The following is a 19,755-nucleotide window of genomic DNA, read 5'->3' as shown; positions in this document are numbered from 1 at the left end:
AGCGAGATTCTTACTTCAGTCTTTATCGCTAAAATATTGTTAATCCGATGAACAAATGCTCCAAAAGAATTTATTTTTACCACTTACTTACCAAAATCATTGTAGAATGAAAGGATTATTGTATTCCGTTTTTTCGCTGTTCGCTTTGACTGTAACAGCTCAGGAAGCCCAGCCGGTTCCCTTTAAAAAAGCACCTTTAACCGAAGAACAACAACAGCGTTGGAGTCATCTCGATTTAGAAAAAGACTCCATTCCCGGGATGAGTGTGGATAAGGCGTACTCAGAACTTTTGAAAGGGAAAAAAGGCGCTAAAGTGGTTGTAGGCGTAATAGATTCAGGGGTTGACATTAACCATCCCGATTTAAAATCGGTCATCTGGACCAATAAAAAAGAAATCCCGAACAACAAAAAAGACGATGATAAAAACGGTTATGCCGATGACGTTCACGGATGGAATTTTTTGGGCGATTCCAATAACGAAACACTGGAATTGGTTCGTTATTTACGAAAAGGCGATGACGGAACCGAACTTTATAAAAAAGCCCAAAAGGAATATGAAAAAGAATATAACGAAGTGTTTCCGTACAAAGAAACAGTCGATTTGTTAGCAGATGCCGACAAAACCATCCGCGAGTATTTAAAAAAAGACAACTATACCAAAGAAGACCTTAACAATATTGCTTCGGTGAAGTACGATCTATTCAGAAGCAAGAAAATCATGTTAATGTATGCTGAAGATACGGGCGATAATTTCCGTGAAAGTTTGGAAGAATTCAAAGAGTATGTATACGACAAGTTAAACTATAATTTGAATAAAGAATTCGACGGCAGAAAACCGGTTGGTGACAATCCTGAAGATATAAAAGATAAAAAATACGGAAACAATGTAGTGTATTCCAAAGAGCGAAAAGACTCGTCTCACGGCACACACGTAGCCGGAATTATTGCCCAAGAGAGAAATAATAAAATAGGCGGTGATGGTGTAGCCACTAATGTTGAAATCATGCCGATTCGTGCCGTGCCTAACGGTGACGAATACGACAAAGACATCGCTTTAGCCATTAGATATGCTGTTGATAATGGCGCCAAAGTCATCAACGGAAGTTTTGGTAAAGATTACTCTCCGCACAAAGAGTGGGTTTGGGAAGCGATGAAATATGCTGAAAGCAAAGACGTTTTAATCGTTTTAGCCGCCGGCAATGATGGTAAAAATGTAGATGTAGAACCCAATTATCCGGAAGACACACCCGATAAAAAAACCGAACTGGTAAACAATGTGATTAAAGTCGGCGCCATCAATTACAACTATGGCGAAGGTGTGGTAGCCGATTTTTCAAATTACGGAGCTACAAATGTGGACGTTTTTGCGCCGGGCGTAAAAATTTATGCGACCATCCCGAACGGTAAATACAAATACGAACAAGGCACTTCTATGGCATCGCCTAACGTAGCCGGAGTGGCCGCCTTAATTCGTTCGTATTATCCGAACTTGAAGGCCAATCAGGTAAAGCAAATCATTATGCAATCGGGAGTAACTTTGGCTTTTGACGTAAAAGTGGGCGAAGAAGCATTGAAAATCCCTTTTTCACAAACTTGTATTTCCGGAAAAATAGTTAATGCCTACAATGCTTTAAAAATGGCAGAGGAGCTATCAAGCCAACTCAAAAAAGAACCAAAACTCTAAACGAAGTATTACAAACTATCCTTCAAAACCATGATAAAAAAGTTTTTTATTCCCATCATACTGTTAGTCGGCGCAAAAGCTACAGCACAATACAAAGGCTATTGGCAACAAAGGGCAGATTACAAAATGGAAGTAACGATGGATGTTAAATCCTATCAATATTCCGGTAAGCAGGAATTGCTGTATACCAACAACTCCAACGATACTTTGAAACGTGTTTACTACCATTTGTACAATAATGCTTTTCAACCGGGCAGCGAAATGGATGCGCGCCTTCAATCTATTCCTGATCCTGACGGTCGTATGGTAACGAAGATTAAAAATGCCGAAGGAAAAGACACAAATAAAAGTCGAATTGCCGCTTTACAACCCAATGAAATCGGTTTTTTAAAAATTTCCAACTTCAAGCAAGACGGCGTTGACGCCAAAGCTAAAGAAGTCGGAACCATTTTGGAAGTCGATTTAGCCCAACCGCTTTTACCGGGGAAAACTACTTTGTTGACCTTGGATTTTAACGGACAAGTTCCGGTTCAAATCAGACGTTCCGGAAGAAACAACAAAGAAGGTGTAGAATTGTCTATGGCGCAATGGTATCCCAAAATGGCCGAGTTCGACTTCGAAGGTTGGCATGCCGATCCGTATATCGCCCGTGAGTTTCACGGTGTTTGGGGCAATTATGATGTACAAATCACCATTGATAAAAATTATGTGTTAGGCGGTACCGGTTATTTGCAAAACAAAAACGAAATCGGACACGGCTATGCCGATGAAGGCGTGACCGTTACCATTCCGAAGAAACAAAAAACCTTAACTTGGCACTTCTTAGCGCCCAATGTACACGATTTTACCTGGGCTGCCGACAAAGATTACCTACACGACAAACTGCTAACCGAAGAAGGAGTGACTTTGCACTTTTTGTACAAAAACAATCCGAAAATAATCGATACTTGGAAAAAAGCACAAAAATACACTGCAGAAATCCTGACTTTCTACAACAAGATGGTTGGAAAATATCCGTATGAGCAATACTCAGTGATACAAGGAGGCGACGGCGGTATGGAATACGCCATGTGTACTTTGGTCTTAGGCGAAGGCGAACTCAATGGTTTTATAGGCTTGATTGCTCACGAATTCGGGCATTCTTGGTTTCAACATGTTTTGGCTAGCAACGAAAGCAAACACGGTTGGATGGACGAAGGCTTTACCTCGTTTATTGAAGATACCGTAATGAATCAGTTTGCAGAGAAAAAAGCTGCTAATCCTTATGCCGGCGCTTACAAAGGCTATGTTGATATGGTGAAATCCGGTAAAGAACAGCCGCTCTCTACTCATGCGGATCGTTTCGATTTGAACCGATGCTATAGCATTTCTTCTTATAGCAAAGGAGAAATCTTTTTGAGCCAATTGATTTACCTCATCGGGAGAGACAACCTGATGCAAACCTTACGCCGTTACTACGAAGAATTTAAATTCAAACACCCAACACCAAACGATATCAAACGGACGGCAGAACGTGTTTCGGGTGCCAATTTGGATTGGTATTTGACCGATTGGACGGAAACGACAAACACCATCGATTATAGCATTGCAACAGTAGCCGCTAACGATGCCGATGCTTCACAAACTAAAATAACTTTAGAGCGCATCGGAAGAATGCCTATGCCGATTGACCTTTTAGTGGAATACACCGACGGCAGTAAAGAAAGTTTCTACATTCCGTTGCGCATGATGAGTTTTGAAAAAGAAAATCCAATGCCTGAAATCTCCAGAACAGTACTTGCCGATTGGGCTTGGGCGTTTCAAAACTATAGTTTCACCCTTTCGAAACCCAAAAACAGCATCAAACAAATCACCATTGATCCGAGCGGTTTAATGGCCGATGTGAAAAAGGAAAACAATACTTTCACCCAATAAGGGAAAAGGATGAAAAGCGTCTGGCAGCAGACGCTTTTTTTATGGAATAGAATTTGTAGATTTACCGCAAATATAGAGTACCATGAAACATTTGAAAATCCTTATTGTTTTGTTGACCTTCGGATTGGGTATTGCTAAAACTGAGGCGCAACCTATCCGTTTTAAAAGCAGCAGTGTTAGTTTTACCGATAAAAAACCTGACGGCAGTTGGAACGAATGGTCAGATTTTGTGAAAGCCAACGTTTTAATTACACTCGATGCTAAAAAAGATTTGATCTTAATTAATTCCAATGAAGTACAGTCGTTTAAGATAAAAGCTTATGGTGAAATTGAGGACAATGAAGAAGTGAACATCGTTCCTTTTGAGTGTGTTGACAATAAGTTTTCCAAGTGCACTATTCTCATCATCACTAAGAAAAAAGAAAGTAATCGCATGCAAATTTACATCAATTACAATGAGGTGAAATTTGTGTACAACATCTACAACGAAACTAAAAATGGATAATTCTTATCCTAAAGATGAAAAACTTAAGAGCAAAAAAATCATAGATTTACTTTTTACAGAAGGCAAGTCTGTGGGGAAATACCCTTTGCGATTGGTTTATGTGCCTTGCGATTTTGAAGAAGATGTACCGCTCAAAATGGGCGTTTCGGTTTCCAAAAAATACTTTAAAAAGGCTGTAGATCGCAATTATTACAAAAGAGTGTTGCGCGAGTGTTATCGACTGAATAAAACGCAATTGACAGCACATTTAAACCAAAAATACTGCTTTATGTTTTTCTATCAATCTGCCGACAGATTGACGTATGAGGAAATAGCTACCAAAACCCAACAACTCTTTGAGAAGTTTGGTAAAAGTCTGCCACAATAAAAATTTGTTAACCTTCAACTAAATCCTCTTCATTAGAAGTAATTTAGTATATTCGTTAACCCGACAAACGTTTAAAATTATGTTTTCAAAGTTTAAAAAAAGATATATCCTGACTTCCGTTTTGACGGTTTTTCTGTTCATCGGAGTGAGTTTTAAAGATGATTTTTTCGAGATTTCCAAGCAAATCGAAATCTTCACCACTTTATTCAAAACGGTCAATCAAAACTATGTAGACGAAACCAATCCTTCAGAATTGATGGACAAAGCCATCAAAAGCATGTTGGCCGATTTGGATCCGTATACCAATTATTTTAACGAGCAAGACGTCATCAAATTCAAAATCAACAACACAGGAGAATACACCGGTATTGGCGCCATGATTACGCGAAAAGAAGACAAACTCATCATCAAAGAACCTTACAAAGGATATCCGGCCGACAAAGCGGGTTTAAAAGCAGGAGACGAAATTGTTCAAATTGGCGATGTGCTTTTGTCCGATTTTAAAGACGATGCCTCTCAGCTTTTGAAAGGCGCTAAAAACACCAAAATCGAAATCAAATACTTGCGCCAAGGAAAACCGCAAACTACGCAGTTGGTTTTGGATGAAGTGGAAGTAAAAGCCGTTCCTTACTTTGGCAAAATAGACGACAAAACGGGTTATATTGTCCTTTCACAATTCAACAAAAAAGCCTCTTCGGAAACCCGTGATGCTTTGGAAAAACTCAAAGCCGATGGTGCCAAACAAATCATCTTAGACTTACGAGGCAATCCGGGCGGATTATTAAACGAAGCCGTAAACATCTGCAACCTATTTGTCCCTAAAGGCGAAATCATTGTAACCACTAAATCCAAAAACGAAAAATACAACAACACTTATAAAACCACGAGAGAGCCGGTTGATACCGAAATTCCGATTGTGGTTATTGTAGATGGGAAAAGCGCCTCGGCTTCGGAAATTGTTTCCGGTGCTTTGCAAGATTTAGACCGCGCTGTTATTGTAGGCAGTCGCAGTTTCGGAAAAGGTTTGGTGCAACGTCCGATAGACATGACCTACGGCACCCAAGTTAAAGTAACCATTTCCAGATATTATACGCCATCCGGAAGATGTATTCAAGCGCTTAACTACAATAAAAAAGACAAAGACGGGAAAGCCACACGCACCGACGAAAAGAACTACAATGCGTTCAAAACCCGAAAAGGCAGACCGGTTTACGATGGCGGCGGTGTTTTACCGGATGTGGAAATGGAAGAAACCAAAACCAGCAGCATAGCCGAAGCCTTGCAAAAAAATGACGGTATCTTTAACTATGCCACATACTACTACTACAAAAATCCAAGTTTAGGCGATAAAATCCCAACGCTAACCGAGGCTGATTTTGCCGATTTTAAAGCCTTTTTAAAACGCGAAAAAATCGAATTCAACACGGAATCGGAAGTAGCTTTGAAAGCCCTTTTAGAAAAAGCGAAAAAAGAAAATATCGACACGGCCATTGCTGCAGAATACCAACAACTGTTGACTGCATTGCAAAAAAGCGAGCAGGTAATGATTGATAAAAACCAGAAAGAGATTAAGAACTTAATCTTGGACGAAATTATCAAGCGCTACCAATACAAAGAAGGATTGTACCAGTACTACACGAAAAGCAATTTGGAAATTAAAAGAGCTGTTAGCCTATTAAACAATACTGCCGAATACAATAAAATTCTAAAAATCTAACATGAGACTACTATTTAAATACCTGCCTTTGCTTTTTTTCGTCTTTATGAATGCTCAGGAAGAAGTAGTGCACTCGGTGTATTTCGAATTTGACAAATTTGCCTTAAATGAAGTTCAGTCCAAAGAGGTAGTTGATTTTATAAAAAAAACGGATTCCACCCGAATTGAATCCATTCAAATTTTCGGCTACACGGATGACATCGGGAAAGAAGCCTATAACTTTAAATTGTCGACCAAGCGCGCCGCAGCCATTCAAAATAAATTTATCGAAAGCGGCATTAAAAGCAAAATCATCGTCACGATTGAAGGCAAAGGCCGCATTTTGATAGACGATGACATTGTGGAAAATTTACCCGAAAAGCGCTCCAAAAACCGCCGTGTTGACGTGGTGTTGAATTTAAAACCGCTTCCTAAAATTGAAATTCCGGGTTTTTACAGTACGATTCAAAAAAACCATATTATTGGCGATCATGTTTATCTTGACAATGTTTTGTTTGAGCGCGGCAGCAGCAAACTGACTTTCAAATCAAAAAACGAGTTGGATAAGATTGCCAAGTTGCTGCACAAGTACAAAAATTTGCAATTTGAAATTCAGGGACATGTGTGTTGTACGCCACCGTACCAAAAAGAAGCCATCGACAAAGACACTAAAAAAAGACAATTGTCTACCAACCGCGCCCAAAGCGTTTACAAGTACCTCATCTTTAAAAAGATTCCAAAAACCAGGATGACTTTCAAAGGATATGGTAATACAGTTCCGTTGGGTAAAGGCGCCGAATACGATCGCAGGGTCGAATTGGTAATTACCAAAATATAACTACGATTTCTTCATTCGGATGTGTGGAATATCATCTTCGAGATAGGTGTCACTGATTTGAACGAATCCGTGGCTTTGGTAAAAATGTTTTAAGTAAAGCTGCGCAGAAATCGTGATTTCTGTCACCTCGAAATGTGTTTCAATTAGCTGAATGGCTTCGCGCATTAAAATGTGGCCGAGTTTTTTACTCCTGGAAGTTTCTTTAACTACTACTCTTCCAATGGATGCTTCTTGAAAATAATCTTTCGGTTTAAACAAGCGAGCATAAGCCACGATTTCGCCGTTGTCTTCGCCAATCAAATGCAATGCTTTCTCGTCTTTGCCATCAATGTCTTGATAAACGCAATTTTGCTCCACCACAAACACTTCTGATCGCAATTGTAACAGTTTGTATAGTTCAGATACAGAAAGCGTCTCAAATCGCTTTATTTTCCACTGTAGGTTCATATTGGTTATTTTTGGAATTGAATCGACTTGATGATGGATTCCAATTCAAACATCAAATCTCTTTTTTCTTTTGACGGTGCGTAGCAAAAACCTTCCAGCACTAAAATGCGTTTGTTGGGTTTGTCGAAAATGGTGTAATTGATAAACGGTCCCGACATAAAGTCGTTTTTCATTTGCCAAGTGCCTTTGGTTTCATACGTTTTTCGGTTGGCCAAAGTGATTTTAGAAAAATATGGCGAATAAGCCTCTTCGGTTAGCATACGGGTTCTGGGAGCCGAGCCATGAATGTACTTTCTGCCTATTGAATCTCGAGTACGGACAATATCATTTACAGCACTGCCACTGTGAATGCTGTGCCAAGGCAATTGATAAATGATGATGCTGGTATTGCCGCTGGTAATTTCGCTCTTGAGCCAAATGAAATTCTTGCGTCGCATGACATATTCGTATTTTGAAGGAATAAGCAAATCGATGTTGAATTTCTTTTGGATTTTTTTGGTATCCAACAAGGAATCTTTGAAAATCTTTTGGTTTTGGGCGATTTCTATGTCGCGCATCTTTTGAATGATACTAGGCGCATTCTCCTCCAGTAAAGCAATGATTTCAGTGGTAGATTTTCCGGTGATATGAACGGCATTTTGCGGTGCAGAAAATTCGTTCTCTTTAATTTCAAATTTGGTTTCATTGCCTTTTTTTACAATGATAATATTTCGGGAATCCGTAGAAAATCCTTCAAAAAGTTTAACCGGATATTGATTAATGGTAAAGAGCGGTTCTTCTTGTGGTAAGCCTAAAACCGGTGACGCAAATTTGTTGCGAATGCTATCGCCTACTTCTCCGTTCCAAAGTTGGTCGTCAATAATAACCGCTATGGTATTAATGGCCGCTGAAGATTCCTCGGAAAAATTGTCCTTTTTAAACGAGCAAGAACTCGCGACAACCGCAACCAAAAGCCATAAAAAAAGGGTTTTATTCATAACTGAAATAAAACCCAAATTTAGAGAAGATTTTCGGATTAACCGTTGTTAATTTTCAACTTCATCCCCGGCTTTAAACTTTCGTTTTTGATGCCGTTCCATTTTTTAATGTCGGATATGGTTACACCCGGATATTTTTTAGCAATGCTGAACAGTGAGTCGCCTTTTTTAACGTAGTACAATTTGGCTTCACTTCTTTCGTTGGCGGCTATGTCCTCTTTTTTAGAGGATTTAGCTTCGCTAACTGCTACTTCTTTTTTAGAAACAATTAAGGTTTCGCCCAATTTTACATTGTTATCTTCTAAACTGTTCCATTCTTTAATTTCGGCTACAGTTACATTGTATTTTTTAGCAATGGTGCCTAAGTATTCGCCTTTTTTAACTTTGTGTTCTACGATTTTAGTTTCTGTTTTCGGAGCTTCGGCTATGGCTGATTCTTCTTTGTTAGCCAAGGCCAATTTCGAACCTAATTGCACATTTAAATCCTCGAGGTTGTTCCATTTTTTTAAATCTTCAATGCTGACATTGAATTTTTTGGCAATGCTGAACAAATTATCTCCTTTTTGTACTTCATAAAAATCTGAAGCTTGGGTATTGCCTTCGGTGTTGTTGTCGTTGGAAGCAACTGCTGTTTCTATTTTATCCGCTTTCACTTCTTTTCTGACAGTAGTAACTACACGCTCATTTTTGATAATTTTCAAACTGGCTCCAAGAGCGATATTATTGCTTTTTAACTTGTTCCATTTTTTAATTTCTGCTACAGAAACACCGTACTTATCCGAGATCTCGCCTAAGTTATCGCCGCTTTTCACTCGGTAATACTTGACTACATCTTTATAGCTAACCACTTTTTCCTCTTTAAAAATTTTATTAGATGAGGAAGCTGCAGCTATTGATGCAGTATCTTTAGTAGTATGTTTAGAAGTTACTGCTACCGCAGTGTTTTCGTTGGTGTAAATTTTCAAGCTTCTGCCTAAAGGTGCTTTGTTGCTTCTTAGTCGGTTCCATTTTTTCAAATCTGACATGGAAACGCCATATTTATCTGAAATCTCGCCTAAACTGTCGCCACGGCGTACTTTGTGGTATTTAATTTTGGAAGAACCGATTGAATCTCTGGAAGCCAACATCGATTGAAATGGCTTTTCTCTTCGGCTGGATTCGTAATCTGCATAAGCGTAAATCTTCTCTTCATTAGAAGTAAAGACGGCGATTTTATCTACCGGCAATCTTAAGAAATGACTTTCTCCGGTGATAAACGGTATTTCTTCTCTTTTGTAAGTCGGGTTCAAAAACTGAAGTTCCGCTACTGAAACATCTAACAATTCTGAAAGTTGTTTGAACGTCAGTGACTTTTTAATAATCACTGTATCGGTTGCAAAATGATTCGCAATAGATCTGTCCGGTTTGATGCCGTGTTCTTTGTGGTATTCAAAAATGTACATCGTAGCTAAAAATGCCGGTACATACCCTTGGGTTTCTTTATGCAAATACGGTCTGATGTTCCAGTAGTTTTGCTTTCCGCCTGAACGACGAATCGCTTTAGCTACGTTACCCGGACCGGTATTGTAAGAGGCCAAAACCAAATCCCAATCGCCAAAAATGGCATACATGTTTTTCATGTATTGGGCTGCAGCAGCACTTGCTTTTAACGGATCTCTTCGGTCATCAGCATAAGTATCAACTTTCAAACCGTATTGTTTACCGGTTTGGTACATAAACTGCCATAAACCGGTAGCGCCCACACGTGAAACCGCTCTTGGGTTAAGAGCTGATTCTACCACCGATAAATATTTGATTTCTAATGGAATATTCTGAGCCGCTAAAGCTTCTTCAAACAAAGGAAAATAGAATTGAGAAATACCCATCAATCTTTCGAAAGAGCGCTTTCTGTTTTTCAAAAACGATTTGATTACGTTTTCTAAACCAACATTATACTCGATGTTGAACGGCGATTTTTCGTCTAACTTTTTAAGCCGTTCTTTTAAAAGTTCGGTCGGTAATTCGTAGTCCACCTTTTCATCAACATTGATGTTTTTGATGTCTAAAGTCAATTCCTCATACAAGTCCAAACTTGCCAATTCCTTCATCCACATGCTGTCGATACATTGGGCAATGTTATCGTGTACAAAAGTAGCTTTGATGGAATCGAGATATTGTCGTTGGGTAAGCGGCGTCTTTTTGATAGGTACTTTAATAATAGAATCTTGGGCAAAAACTGCCGAGGAAAGTAAAATTAAAGCCAAAGACGTTATTTTTTTTACAGTCATAAGTCTTGTTTGTTTTGTGGTATTTGTGTTGTTATTAATTAACCTATTAATAACGCAATTAATTGTCTTTTATTGTGTTACCGGATATTTAGTCTAAAATGGCTGCAATTCCCGGTAAAACTCTTCCTTCTAACATCTCCAGCATAGCACCGCCTCCGGTAGAAACATAACTCATTTTGTCTTCTAATCCGAATTGTTTTACAGCTGCAACCGAATCGCCTCCGCCCACTAAAGAAAAAGCGCCGTTGGCTGTTGACTCGGCTATAAAATTACCTAATGTAATCGTTCCTTTGGCAAAGGTTTCCATTTCAAAAACGCCTAATGGTCCGTTCCAAAGAATTGTTTTAGAATCCATGATGACTTTTTTGAAATGCTCCAACGATTTTGGTCCGGCATCCAAACCTTGCCAACCGTCGGGAATTTCACGAACGTCAACAATTTGAGTGTTGGCATCGTTGGCAAAAGCATCGGCAGCTACCACATCAACCGGAATATGGATTTGTACATTTTTTTCTTTGGCCAAACGCAAAATTTCCAAGGCTAATTCTTGTTTGTCATCTTCACAAATAGAATCACCTATCTTTCCGCCCAAAGCTTTCACGAAAGTAAACGTCATTCCACCGCCAATAATCATGTGGTCTACTTTGTCTAAAATATTTTCGATTACGGTGATTTTCGAAGAAACTTTTGAACCTCCTAAAACAGCGGTCACCGGTTTTACGGAGTTATTTAACACTCTATTTAAGCTGTCAATTTCTTTGGCTAAAAGCAACCCAAAACACTTATCGGTTGGGAAAAATTGAGCAATAATCGTTGTGGAAGCGTGCGCTCTGTGGGCTGTTCCGAAAGCATCATTCACATAAATGTCACCTAACGAAGCTAATTCTTTAGCGAAATTCACATCGCCGGCTTCTTCTTCTGCATAAAAACGGAGATTTTCCAACAACAGTACTTGTCCGGGTTTCAAATTTTGAGCAGCATTTTGTGCCACTGTTCCGCGACAATCCTCAGCAAAAAGAACCGGAATACCTAAAACTTCTGAGGCTTTAGAAACGATGTGTCTTAGTGAAAATTGATCTTGTTTTCCTTTTGGTCTTCCCAAATGCGACATCAAGATAACGCTTCCGCCGTCGGCCAAAATTTTATCGATAGTTGGTTTTGCAGCTTCAATACGATTGGCATCTGTTACGTTAAAATGCTCGTCTAAAGGCACGTTAAAATCAACTCGAATAATGGCTTTTTTGGCGTTAAAATTGAAATCTTGTAATGTTTTCATTGGAAATGATAAAGGTTTTGAATCCGTGCAAATATAGTAAAATTTAATTTTACCGTTCTTTTTGTAGCTTTTATCGATGTTTTTTAAGGATTTTTTAAGACTTAAGCAATTTATTTTCAAGAATATACTGAAACAGCTATCGGTTATTACAGATTGAGCCGATTTCTGGCGGCTGTAGTATAATGGCTGAAATTTGATTTTCTATTAGGAAAAAAATTGCGCTATATTTGCTCTATGCAGTTTTCAGAAATACTCGGTCAGGAATACCTCAAAAACCATTTGATGCAAAGCGCTTCTTCGGGAAGAATTCCGCACGCGCAATTGTTTGTTGGTCCGGAAGGTTGCGGCACATTGCCTATGGCTATTGCTTATGCACAGTATGTTTTGTGTCTGAATTCGGGTATGGAAAACTCGGGCGGCAACGAAAGTTGTAACTTGAAATTCCAAACCTTATCGCATCCCGATTTACATTTTATTTATCCGAATGTAGCCAACGAAGACGTAAAATCGAAACCCAAAAGTGCTGATTTTATCGCCGATTGGCGTGCCTTTGTTTTAAAAAATCCCTACGGAAGTTTGTTCGATTGGTACAAACATTTGGGCGTAGAAAAAAAGCAGGGAATGATTCGCGTAGAAGATGCGCAGGATATTTTAAAATCGTTAGCCTTAAAATCTTACGAAGGCGGTTACAAAGTAATGATTGTTTGGATGGTGGAAAAAATGAACATCGAAGCCTCGAACAAATTGCTTAAACTTTTAGAAGAACCGCCGGATAAAACGCTTTTCATTTTAATTTCTGAAAACGAGGAAGACATCATTCAAACCATTCGTTCCCGTTGCCAAGTATTGCATTTTGGGGCTTTGCCTGAAACTGTGATTGCCAAAGCCATGCGCGAAAAGTATTTTTTAGATGAACCTTCGGCTTTGAAAGTGGCCCATTTATCACAAGGCAATTACAACAAGGCCATTCACATTTTGAACAATGACAACAACGATTTTCCGTTTGAGAAATGGTTTGTAGATTGGGTTCGAGCGGCGTTCAGAGCCAAGGGAAATGCTTCGGCTATTCAGGATTTGATTTCCTGGAGCGAAGAATTGGCCACTATTGGTCGCGAAGGCCAAAAACAATTTTTGGCGTATTGCACCGATTTGTTTCGCCAAGCGTTATTGCTGAATTACCAAACCGAAAAATTGGTGTATTTGGAACCTGAAGTAGAAGGTTTTAAATTGGAAAAATTCGCTCCCTTTGTCACCGGAAATAATATCACTGAAATTTTCAAAGAGCTTTCCGATGCTTCGTATCATATTGAGCGTAACGGAAACGCTAAGATTATATTAACTGATTTGTCTATAAAACTAACACGATTAATCCATAAAAATTAAACCCATGAACAATACTGCCTCTATTTTAGTCTTACTTTTTTTAGCGGTTACCTTTGTACAATCGGCTTATGATAAAGTATTTGCCTGGAAAGGCAACGTTGAATGGTTGAAAGGTCATTTTGCCCAAACCATTTTAAAAAACAATGTGCCTTTGGCCTTGTTCATTATACTCGTTTTGGAGTTGATTACCGGCGTTTTTACTTTGGTCGGCTGCGTTGAATTATGGGTTAACGGCGGCAAAACTTGGGGATTGTATGGCGCGATTTTTTCGTCGGTGACTTTAATCTTCTTGCTTTTAGGGCAGCGCTTGGCTAAAGATTACGACGGTGCGCGTACGATTGCCATTTACTTTGTGCCTTCGGTTTTAGCCGTTTGGTGGTTAAGTTAAACCACTTTTTCTGGCCGCTTGGTACATTTTCAATTCATCCCAAGTAAATTCGTCTCCGTATTTTTCTTTTAAACTGCCCAACGATTCTTCTTTGTGATCTTTGAAGGCTTGGGCTAAGGCTGCTATCTTGTCCTCCGGCAATATGGCTGAAATGGCTATAGTTTCTGTCTCGATTAATTTGGCTAAATGCGAGCTGATGGTTTGGACTGTTAACTTTCTGACGGCTGCAATTTCTTTGATGGTATACTGTTGCAGCCAAAGTTCGTAGGTTTCTTGAACCGTAGATTTTTTCGGTTCTTTTTGCTTTTTCTTTTTGGCGTAACGCGATGGTTCTTCTTCGTCTATCAGCGAAAGATGACTGTTTTTATAGGCTTGACGAACAGTTTCTGCTTTAGTAAATCGATAGGTTTTGATTGCTTCCGAAGACAGGCTTTCTTTGGAGATGGTTTCACCATTGGCTACAGTTGCTATCAATTGTTTGGCTTTCATCAATCGGATTACTGCTTTGGTTTGGAGTTCTTCCAGCACGATTAATTCTTCGAAATAAGCTTTGGCTTTTTTCATTCGGATTACTTCTTCCAGCTGCCAGAGAATGTCGTGCGTTAATTGATCAAGTATCGGAAAAAAGTAATCGTAAGCCGAAAAAATTCTGTTTTTAATAAAATGAAAATCAACCTCTTCCGAAAATAATTTATTGAGTTGCGCGATGAATTTGTGTGACGGATCGGTTAGCTGTTGCAAGGTTTCCCATTGCTTAATTGCCCAATCTTTGTGTTGGGTTTTGAACGATAAATCCGTTTTCTCGTTGTAGCTGTATAAATGATTGCGCCATTCTTGGAGCAATACCGACCAATCGAAAGCGGTCATCAGGTAGTTACGGATAAAATTTTTGGTTTCTTTGTGTAACGTATTTTCTAAGGTTACGCTTTCTGCCTTGTTAGAAGCATAATTCATCACTTCTTGGTCGCTGGAAATCCCATTCATTTGCAACGGAGAAAGCAATACGAGGCCATTTAACGAACGCAAACGCGATAAAGCCACATAGGCCTGCCCGGGCAAAAAAACATCGGCTACATCAAGCGCAGCTTTATCAAAGGTTAATCCTTGGCTTTTGTGTACCGTAATCGCCCAAGCCAATTTAATGGGATAATGGGTAAAAGTGCCTAAAACTTCCTCTTCTATCTCTTTGGTGTTTTCGTTTACAGTGTATCGGATGTTTTCCCAAACGTATTTTTCGACTTCAATTGTCATATTTTCTTCCGGAAAATGCACCCAAATTTCACGCTCCGACAAGGTTTGGATAATCCCCATTTTTCCGTTGAAAAATTTCTTTTCCGGAGTGCTGTCGTTTTTGATGAACATGATTTGAGCGCCGACTTTCAATTCAAGTTTTTCTTCCAGTGGGAAAATTTTATCCGGAAAGTCGCCTATTACATCCGACCGATACACAAAAATTTCTCCTTCTAAATCGGCTAAAGATTGCGCATTAATCGTATCAGCTTTGTGATTATGCGTAGTTAAAGTGATGTAACCTTTGTTGGCTTTTAAATCGAATTTAGGTTGGACGAATTGGTTTAAAACTTGAATGTCCTTCGCGGTAATCTTGTTGACTCTCAGGTTATTCAAGACCGAAATAAAAGTGTCATCTGTTTGGCGGAAAATCTTAGACAATTCGATGTAAATTGGTGGACTTTTCTCGATGACATGCGCATGAAAAAAGAATTTTCCTTTGTAGTATCGGCTTAACGTTCGCCATTCGTCCTCTCGGATCACCGGCGGCAATTGGAGCAAATCGCCAATAAATAACACTTGTACTCCTCCGAAAGCTTGGTTGTTTTTACGGACAGTTTGCATCATAAAATCCATTGCGTCCAATAAATCAGCACGAAGCATACTGACTTCATCAATGATCAGCAATTCCATATTGCGAATTACTGCCTTTTTTAAGCCGCTCATTTTGAAGTGTCTTCGAAGCGTTAATCGGCTTTCAAACTTAGATGAATCCGTGAATTGCGGCGAAGAATTATCGGGTAAAAAACCACCAAACGGCAACTGGAACATAGAGTGAATTGTAACGCCTCCTGCATTCAATGCGGCTATCCCGGTTGGCGCTACAACGACTGTATTTTTGTGAGTCGTTTGAATGATTTCTTTAAGTAAAGTTGTCTTGCCGGTACCGGCTTTTCCCGTTAAAAAAACAGAGCAATTGGTTTGGTTGATAAATTGCAATACATATCGGGCTTCGGCAGTTACAGATTTCATGGCTTATAAGTTTTATCTTATACAAATGTAAAGCATTGTGTTTCAATACACAACAAAAAAGCGCCTTAAAAAGACGCTTTGAAGATTGGTTAGGATAGCAATTTATTTCTTTTCCTCTTTTTTAGCTGCCGGTTTTTCTTCTTTTTTCTCGGCTGACTTGTATTTTTCGTTGACTAATTTGATGATTTCTTTGGTGATATCATAACTGTCTTTAGCATATAGTACAGAGGCAATATCTCCGGTTCCGTAGATGTAATCATAACCTTTGTCCTTACCGTATTCTTTGATTACTTTTCTGTAAGTACTTACTAATGAATCCATTTCAACTCCGCTTTCGCTTTGTAATTGTTGTAACATCGCTTGTTGCGCGTAGCTTAATTCTTGCTCTCTTCTTTGTAATTCGGCTCCTTTTTGTTGTGCCCAAACTTGTCCGTTAGCCTGTGCATTTTTTTGAAAATTAGCCGCTTCTGATTTGAAACGATTCACTTCCACTTCCAATTGGCTACCCATAACTTTGGATTTGTCTTTGTATTTTTCGGCGATGTCTTTGGCTTCTGTTGATTCTTCCATCAATTTAGAAGTATCGATATAGGCTGTTTTGAATTCTTTTACTTCTGTCGTTTTATTGCATGATAGAAATGAGATGGCCAATGCAAAAAGGATAACTGTTTTTTTACTCATGATATAGAATTGATTTTTGGTACAAGTGAATTTATAATTTCACTATGGTTTAGATAAATTAATTTTTCGTTTCAAAAATATAAAATAAAGACAATAATTAGGCTGAAAAAAAGGCTGAAAGCCAGAATAGCTTTTAATTATTGAATTTAAAAATGCTATAATATAGCATTATTGAAATTGGCTTCAAATAAAGCGATTTAAGCGAGCATCCTGTTTTAGTAAACCAAGAGCTTAACCGGAAGCGATTTCGTTAAAATATGCTAATTTATTTCAATTTTATTGATTTTTTAGGATATAAATATGCGAAGAATACTCTTTTGTTTTCTTTCCGTTGAGATTTGACTTCAAACCGACGAAAAAAGCCCTAATGAAATTCATACGACCGGTTTTGTATTTTTCAGACAGCAAGCTCACGTAAAAACTATCAAACTTCATTGGCAAAACAGCTGTTAATTGAATTCCTTTTTCTTCAAATAATTTTTCAATAGCTGTTTTGGAGAAATGCCAAATATGTCTCGGGACATCATAAGCTGCCCAATGTCTGCCATAAAAATTAGCATCAAACGATTTAAAATTTGGCACGGCAATAATTATGGTACCGGTTGGTTTAATTAATCTTTTCAATTCGGATAAATAGTCTTCTAAATTTGGAACGTGTTCTAATACATGCCACATGGTAATAATGTCGAAAGAATGGCTTTCTAAATCTGATAAACTATCAGCAAAGTTTACACCTTTGTTGATAGCAATTCCTTTGGCTTTTGCACTAGGCTCAATTCCGGTAATATTCCAACCGTCGTTTTTGGCTACTACTAAAAAATCGCCTGTTCCCGCACCAATGTCTAATAATTTTCCTTTAGCCGATTGTGCATTAATTAATTTCAATTTATTTTTCAAGGCAATGCCTTTGATGAAATGATACACTCTTTCAAATAAGGATCGCTTCCCATCGGTATGTGAAATATAATCGTCGCTTTCGTAATAAGACGGTAATTTGTCCAAACTTGGTTTGGGAAAGGTCATTAAAAGATCGTATTCGGGATTGTGATGCAATTCGAACATTTCTTTAGAAACCGAATAATCTTTGACTTTTTGAAAAAAAATATTGTTTTGAAAACTCATAGAACTCTTAATTGGTAAGGCTTGGCAAAGTTAGTTTCACGTGGAACGCAAAACGATTAGGTTATCTGTTTTTAAATTATCGACCCATATAAATCAACAAAACCGAAATATCGGCTGGCGAAACACCACTGATTCTTGAGGCTTGTGAAATGGTCACTGGTCGAATAGCCGTTAATTTTTGCTTGGCTTCAATCGACATGGATTTTATTTTATAATAATCGAAATTCTCGGGGATTTTAATATCTTCTAAACGCGTTAGCTTTTCAGCATTGTTTCTCTCTTTTTCGATATAACCGGAATACTTAACTTGGATTTCGGCTTGTTCGATAATTTCTTTATCCAAATCGTTATCTTGAATGTATTGCTGTACTTTTTCGAACTTCAGTATATCTTCTAAGTCAATTTGCGGACGTGAGAAAACTTTAAACATCTTATCCGATTGCGTCATAGGAGAACTTTCCTTTTCGACTAAAATCGGATTGGCTTCTTCGTGTGTCAAACTGGTTTCTTTGAAGAAATTCACCATCTTTTCACTCTCGTTGAATTTATGTTCCATACGCCGCATTCTCTTCTCAGAGGCTAAACCAATTTCATAAGATTTAGGCGTTAACCTGAAGTCGGCATTATCCTGACGTAAAAGCGTTCGGTATTCAGCACGTGAAGTAAACATGCGATAGGGTTCTTCCGTTCCTTTAGTAATTAAGTCATCAATTAGAACTCCGATGTAAGCTTCATCTCTGCGAAGAATCATAGGTTCCATTTCTTTGACTTTTAAAGCAGCATTAATTCCGGCCATTAAACCTTGAGACGCAGCTTCTTCATAACCCGTCGTACCGTTAATTTGTCCGGCAAAATACAAACCTTCAACCAACTTGGTTTCTAAAGTGTGTTTTAATTGCGTTGGCGGAAAATAATCATACTCTATCGCATAACCGGGACGGAAAAACTTCACTTTTTCAAAACCTTCCACAGAACGCAATGCTTTAAACTGAATATCCTCAGGCAAAGAAGTTGAGAAGCCATTTACATAAACTTCTACGGTATTCCATCCTTCTGGCTCAACAAATAATTGGTGTCTTTCCTTGTCGGCGAAACGATTAATCTTATCTTCTATAGAAGGACAATATCTTGGGCCAATACTTTTAATTCTACCATTAAACATAGGTGAGCGATCAAATCCTTCACGCAAAATATTATGTACTTCATTAGAAGTGTAGGTCATATGACAAAGTAATTGGTGCGTCAACGGTTTAGTCTCATCAGTATATGAAAACTTGTCCGGCACTAAATCTCCGGGCTCTTCACGCATTTTAGAATAATCTAAAGAACGACCGTCAACTCTGGGCGGTGTTCCGGTTTTCATTCTACCGGCTTGGAACCCAACATTAATCAAATCTTCAGTAATACCAAAAGCTGCACTTTCTCCTGCTCTACCGCCGCCAAATTGCTTGTCGCCAATATGAATTAACCCATTCAAAAAAGTACCGTTGGTTAAAATAACCGTTTTGGCTTTAATCTCAATTCCAAGAGAAGTTACAATTCCTTCAACCTTGTTATTTTTTATCAAAAGCCCTTTAACCATCTCTTGATAAAAATCAAGATTAGGCGTTCTTTCCAACATCAAACGCCATTCTTCAGAAAACCGCATTCTGTCACTTTGAACGCGAGGCGACCACATGGCAGGCCCTTTGGATTTGTTCAGCATTTTGAACTGCACTGCTGTTTTATCAGAAACAATTCCGGAGTAACCACCCAAAGCATCAATCTCTCGAACGATTTGACCTTTGGCTATTCCTCCCATGGCAGGATTGCAAGACATTTGAGCAATGTTTTGCAAACTCATCGTGACCAATAAAGTTTTACAACCTAAATTGGCCGCTGACGCGGCGGCTTCACAACCGGCATGGCCGGCACCCACAACAATAGTATCGTATTTTTCTAAAAACAT

At 38.6% G+C, this 19,755-nt stretch carries 16 protein-coding genes; 8 read left to right on the top strand and 8 right to left on the bottom strand.

The genetic code is table 11. The features are described 5' to 3' along the window. Positions 1-106 precede the first annotated feature (106 nt). The 6 genes from SK086_RS02735 (at position 107) to SK086_RS02710 (ending at position 7,004) form a co-directional block, all read left to right on the top strand. A complete protein-coding gene (locus tag SK086_RS02735) occupies positions 107-1,684 on the top strand; it encodes a S8 family peptidase (protein WP_324689559.1) in 1,578 nt (525 codons plus the stop codon). 30 nt (positions 1,685-1,714) lie between these two features. Beyond that, a complete protein-coding gene (locus SK086_RS02730) occupies positions 1,715-3,598 on the top strand; it encodes a M1 family metallopeptidase (RefSeq protein ID WP_324689558.1) in 1,884 nt (627 codons plus the stop codon). Positions 3,599-3,680: 82 nt separating this feature from the next. After that, positions 3,681-4,103, top strand: a complete 423-nt coding sequence (locus SK086_RS02725) for a hypothetical protein (protein WP_290871708.1) — start codon at positions 3,681-3,683, stop codon at positions 4,101-4,103. After that, positions 4,096-4,470 (top strand): ribonuclease P protein component, encoded by a 375-nt coding sequence (rnpA, locus tag SK086_RS02720; RefSeq protein WP_290871706.1) that lies wholly within the window; start codon positions 4,096-4,098, stop codon positions 4,468-4,470. The genes SK086_RS02725 and rnpA overlap by 8 nt, the downstream gene beginning before the upstream one ends. 79 nt (positions 4,471-4,549) lie before the next feature. Then, positions 4,550-6,187, top strand: coding sequence for a S41 family peptidase (locus SK086_RS02715; RefSeq protein WP_290871704.1), 1,638 nt, complete (start codon positions 4,550-4,552; stop codon positions 6,185-6,187). A gap of 1 nt (position 6,188) precedes the next feature. Further along, positions 6,189-7,004, top strand: coding sequence for an OmpA family protein (locus SK086_RS02710; protein ID WP_324689556.1), 816 nt, complete (start codon positions 6,189-6,191; stop codon positions 7,002-7,004). On the opposite strand, the gene SK086_RS02705 is transcribed toward SK086_RS02710, so the two are convergent. The 4 genes from SK086_RS02705 to SK086_RS02690 all read right to left on the bottom strand — a co-directional run bounded on the left by SK086_RS02705 (position 7,005) and on the right by SK086_RS02690 (position 11,971). Beyond that, positions 7,005-7,451, bottom strand: coding sequence for a GNAT family N-acetyltransferase (locus SK086_RS02705; protein ID WP_324689554.1), 447 nt, complete (start codon positions 7,449-7,451; stop codon positions 7,005-7,007). A gap of 5 nt (positions 7,452-7,456) precedes the next feature. Beyond that, a complete protein-coding gene (locus tag SK086_RS02700) occupies positions 7,457-8,428 on the bottom strand; it encodes a DUF4837 family protein (protein ID WP_324689553.1) in 972 nt (323 codons plus the stop codon). A 38-nt stretch (positions 8,429-8,466) separates the two neighbouring features. After that, complete coding sequence (locus SK086_RS02695; RefSeq protein WP_324689552.1) at positions 8,467-10,695, bottom strand: LysM peptidoglycan-binding domain-containing protein; 2,229 nt, start codon at positions 10,693-10,695, stop codon at positions 8,467-8,469. An 88-nt stretch (positions 10,696-10,783) separates the two neighbouring features. Beyond that, positions 10,784-11,971 (bottom strand): phosphoglycerate kinase, encoded by a 1,188-nt coding sequence (locus tag SK086_RS02690; protein WP_324689550.1) that lies wholly within the window; start codon positions 11,969-11,971, stop codon positions 10,784-10,786. A gap of 234 nt (positions 11,972-12,205) precedes the next feature. Between SK086_RS02690 and SK086_RS02685 the strand changes: the two genes are divergently transcribed. Beyond that, on the top strand, positions 12,206-13,354 hold the full coding sequence (locus SK086_RS02685) for a DNA polymerase III subunit (RefSeq protein WP_324689548.1): 1,149 nt from the start codon (positions 12,206-12,208) through the stop codon (positions 13,352-13,354). Positions 13,355-13,358: 4 nt separating this feature from the next. Next, complete coding sequence (locus SK086_RS02680) at positions 13,359-13,742, top strand: DoxX family protein (protein ID WP_324689546.1); 384 nt, start codon at positions 13,359-13,361, stop codon at positions 13,740-13,742. Here SK086_RS02680 and SK086_RS02675 read toward each other — a convergent pair. The 4 genes from SK086_RS02675 to mnmG form a co-directional block, all read right to left on the bottom strand. Continuing rightward, positions 13,734-16,004 carry a helix-turn-helix domain-containing protein gene (locus tag SK086_RS02675; protein ID WP_324689544.1) on the bottom strand — a complete coding sequence of 757 codons (2,271 nt, stop codon included), beginning with the start codon at positions 16,002-16,004 and terminating at the stop codon, positions 13,734-13,736. The genes SK086_RS02680 and SK086_RS02675 overlap by 9 nt on opposite strands. A gap of 102 nt (positions 16,005-16,106) precedes the next feature. Further along, positions 16,107-16,685 carry an OmpH family outer membrane protein gene (locus tag SK086_RS02670; RefSeq protein WP_324689542.1) on the bottom strand — a complete coding sequence of 193 codons (579 nt, stop codon included), beginning with the start codon at positions 16,683-16,685 and terminating at the stop codon, positions 16,107-16,109. Positions 16,686-16,961: 276 nt separating this feature from the next. Further along, positions 16,962-17,807, bottom strand: coding sequence for a class I SAM-dependent methyltransferase (locus SK086_RS02665; RefSeq protein WP_290871684.1), 846 nt, complete (start codon positions 17,805-17,807; stop codon positions 16,962-16,964). A 76-nt stretch (positions 17,808-17,883) separates the two neighbouring features. Continuing rightward, the gene (gene mnmG / locus SK086_RS02660) at positions 17,884-19,755 is read right to left on the bottom strand and encodes a tRNA uridine-5-carboxymethylaminomethyl(34) synthesis enzyme MnmG (protein WP_324689540.1); all 1,872 of its coding nucleotides are present in this window, start codon (positions 19,753-19,755) and stop codon (positions 17,884-17,886) included.

Source organism: Flavobacterium cheonhonense, from assembly GCF_035671315.1.
GTDB lineage: Bacteria > Bacteroidota > Bacteroidia > Flavobacteriales > Flavobacteriaceae > Flavobacterium > Flavobacterium cheonhonense.
The sequence above is the reverse complement of the archived record's forward strand: the minus strand, read 5'-3'. Positions and strand labels throughout refer to the sequence as shown.

Coding starts and splice junctions, on each gene's coding strand:
- SK086_RS02700 (WP_324689553.1), bottom strand. CDS start 8,428: ATGAATAAAACCCTTTTTTTATGGCTTTTGGTTGCGGTTGTCGCGAGT.
- SK086_RS02685 (WP_324689548.1), top strand. CDS start 12,206: ATGCAGTTTTCAGAAATACTCGGTCAGGAATACCTCAAAAACCATTTG.
- SK086_RS02670 (WP_324689542.1), bottom strand. CDS start 16,685: ATGAGTAAAAAAACAGTTATCCTTTTTGCATTGGCCATCTCATTTCTA.
- SK086_RS02695 (WP_324689552.1), bottom strand. CDS start 10,695: ATGACTGTAAAAAAAATAACGTCTTTGGCTTTAATTTTACTTTCCTCG.
- SK086_RS02715 (WP_290871704.1), top strand. CDS start 4,550: ATGTTTTCAAAGTTTAAAAAAAGATATATCCTGACTTCCGTTTTGACG.
- SK086_RS02675 (WP_324689544.1), bottom strand. CDS start 16,004: ATGAAATCTGTAACTGCCGAAGCCCGATATGTATTGCAATTTATCAAC.
- SK086_RS02735 (WP_324689559.1), top strand. CDS start 107: ATGAAAGGATTATTGTATTCCGTTTTTTCGCTGTTCGCTTTGACTGTA.
- SK086_RS02680 (WP_324689546.1), top strand. CDS start 13,359: ATGAACAATACTGCCTCTATTTTAGTCTTACTTTTTTTAGCGGTTACC.
- SK086_RS02705 (WP_324689554.1), bottom strand. CDS start 7,451: ATGAACCTACAGTGGAAAATAAAGCGATTTGAGACGCTTTCTGTATCT.
- SK086_RS02665 (WP_290871684.1), bottom strand. CDS start 17,807: ATGAGTTTTCAAAACAATATTTTTTTTCAAAAAGTCAAAGATTATTCG.
- SK086_RS02730 (WP_324689558.1), top strand. CDS start 1,715: ATGATAAAAAAGTTTTTTATTCCCATCATACTGTTAGTCGGCGCAAAA.
- SK086_RS02725 (WP_290871708.1), top strand. CDS start 3,681: ATGAAACATTTGAAAATCCTTATTGTTTTGTTGACCTTCGGATTGGGT.
- SK086_RS02710 (WP_324689556.1), top strand. CDS start 6,189: ATGAGACTACTATTTAAATACCTGCCTTTGCTTTTTTTCGTCTTTATG.
- mnmG (WP_324689540.1), bottom strand. CDS start 19,755: ATGTTTTTAGAAAAATACGATACTATTGTTGTGGGTGCCGGCCATGCC.
- SK086_RS02690 (WP_324689550.1), bottom strand. CDS start 11,971: ATGAAAACATTACAAGATTTCAATTTTAACGCCAAAAAAGCCATTATT.
- rnpA (WP_290871706.1), top strand. CDS start 4,096: ATGGATAATTCTTATCCTAAAGATGAAAAACTTAAGAGCAAAAAAATC.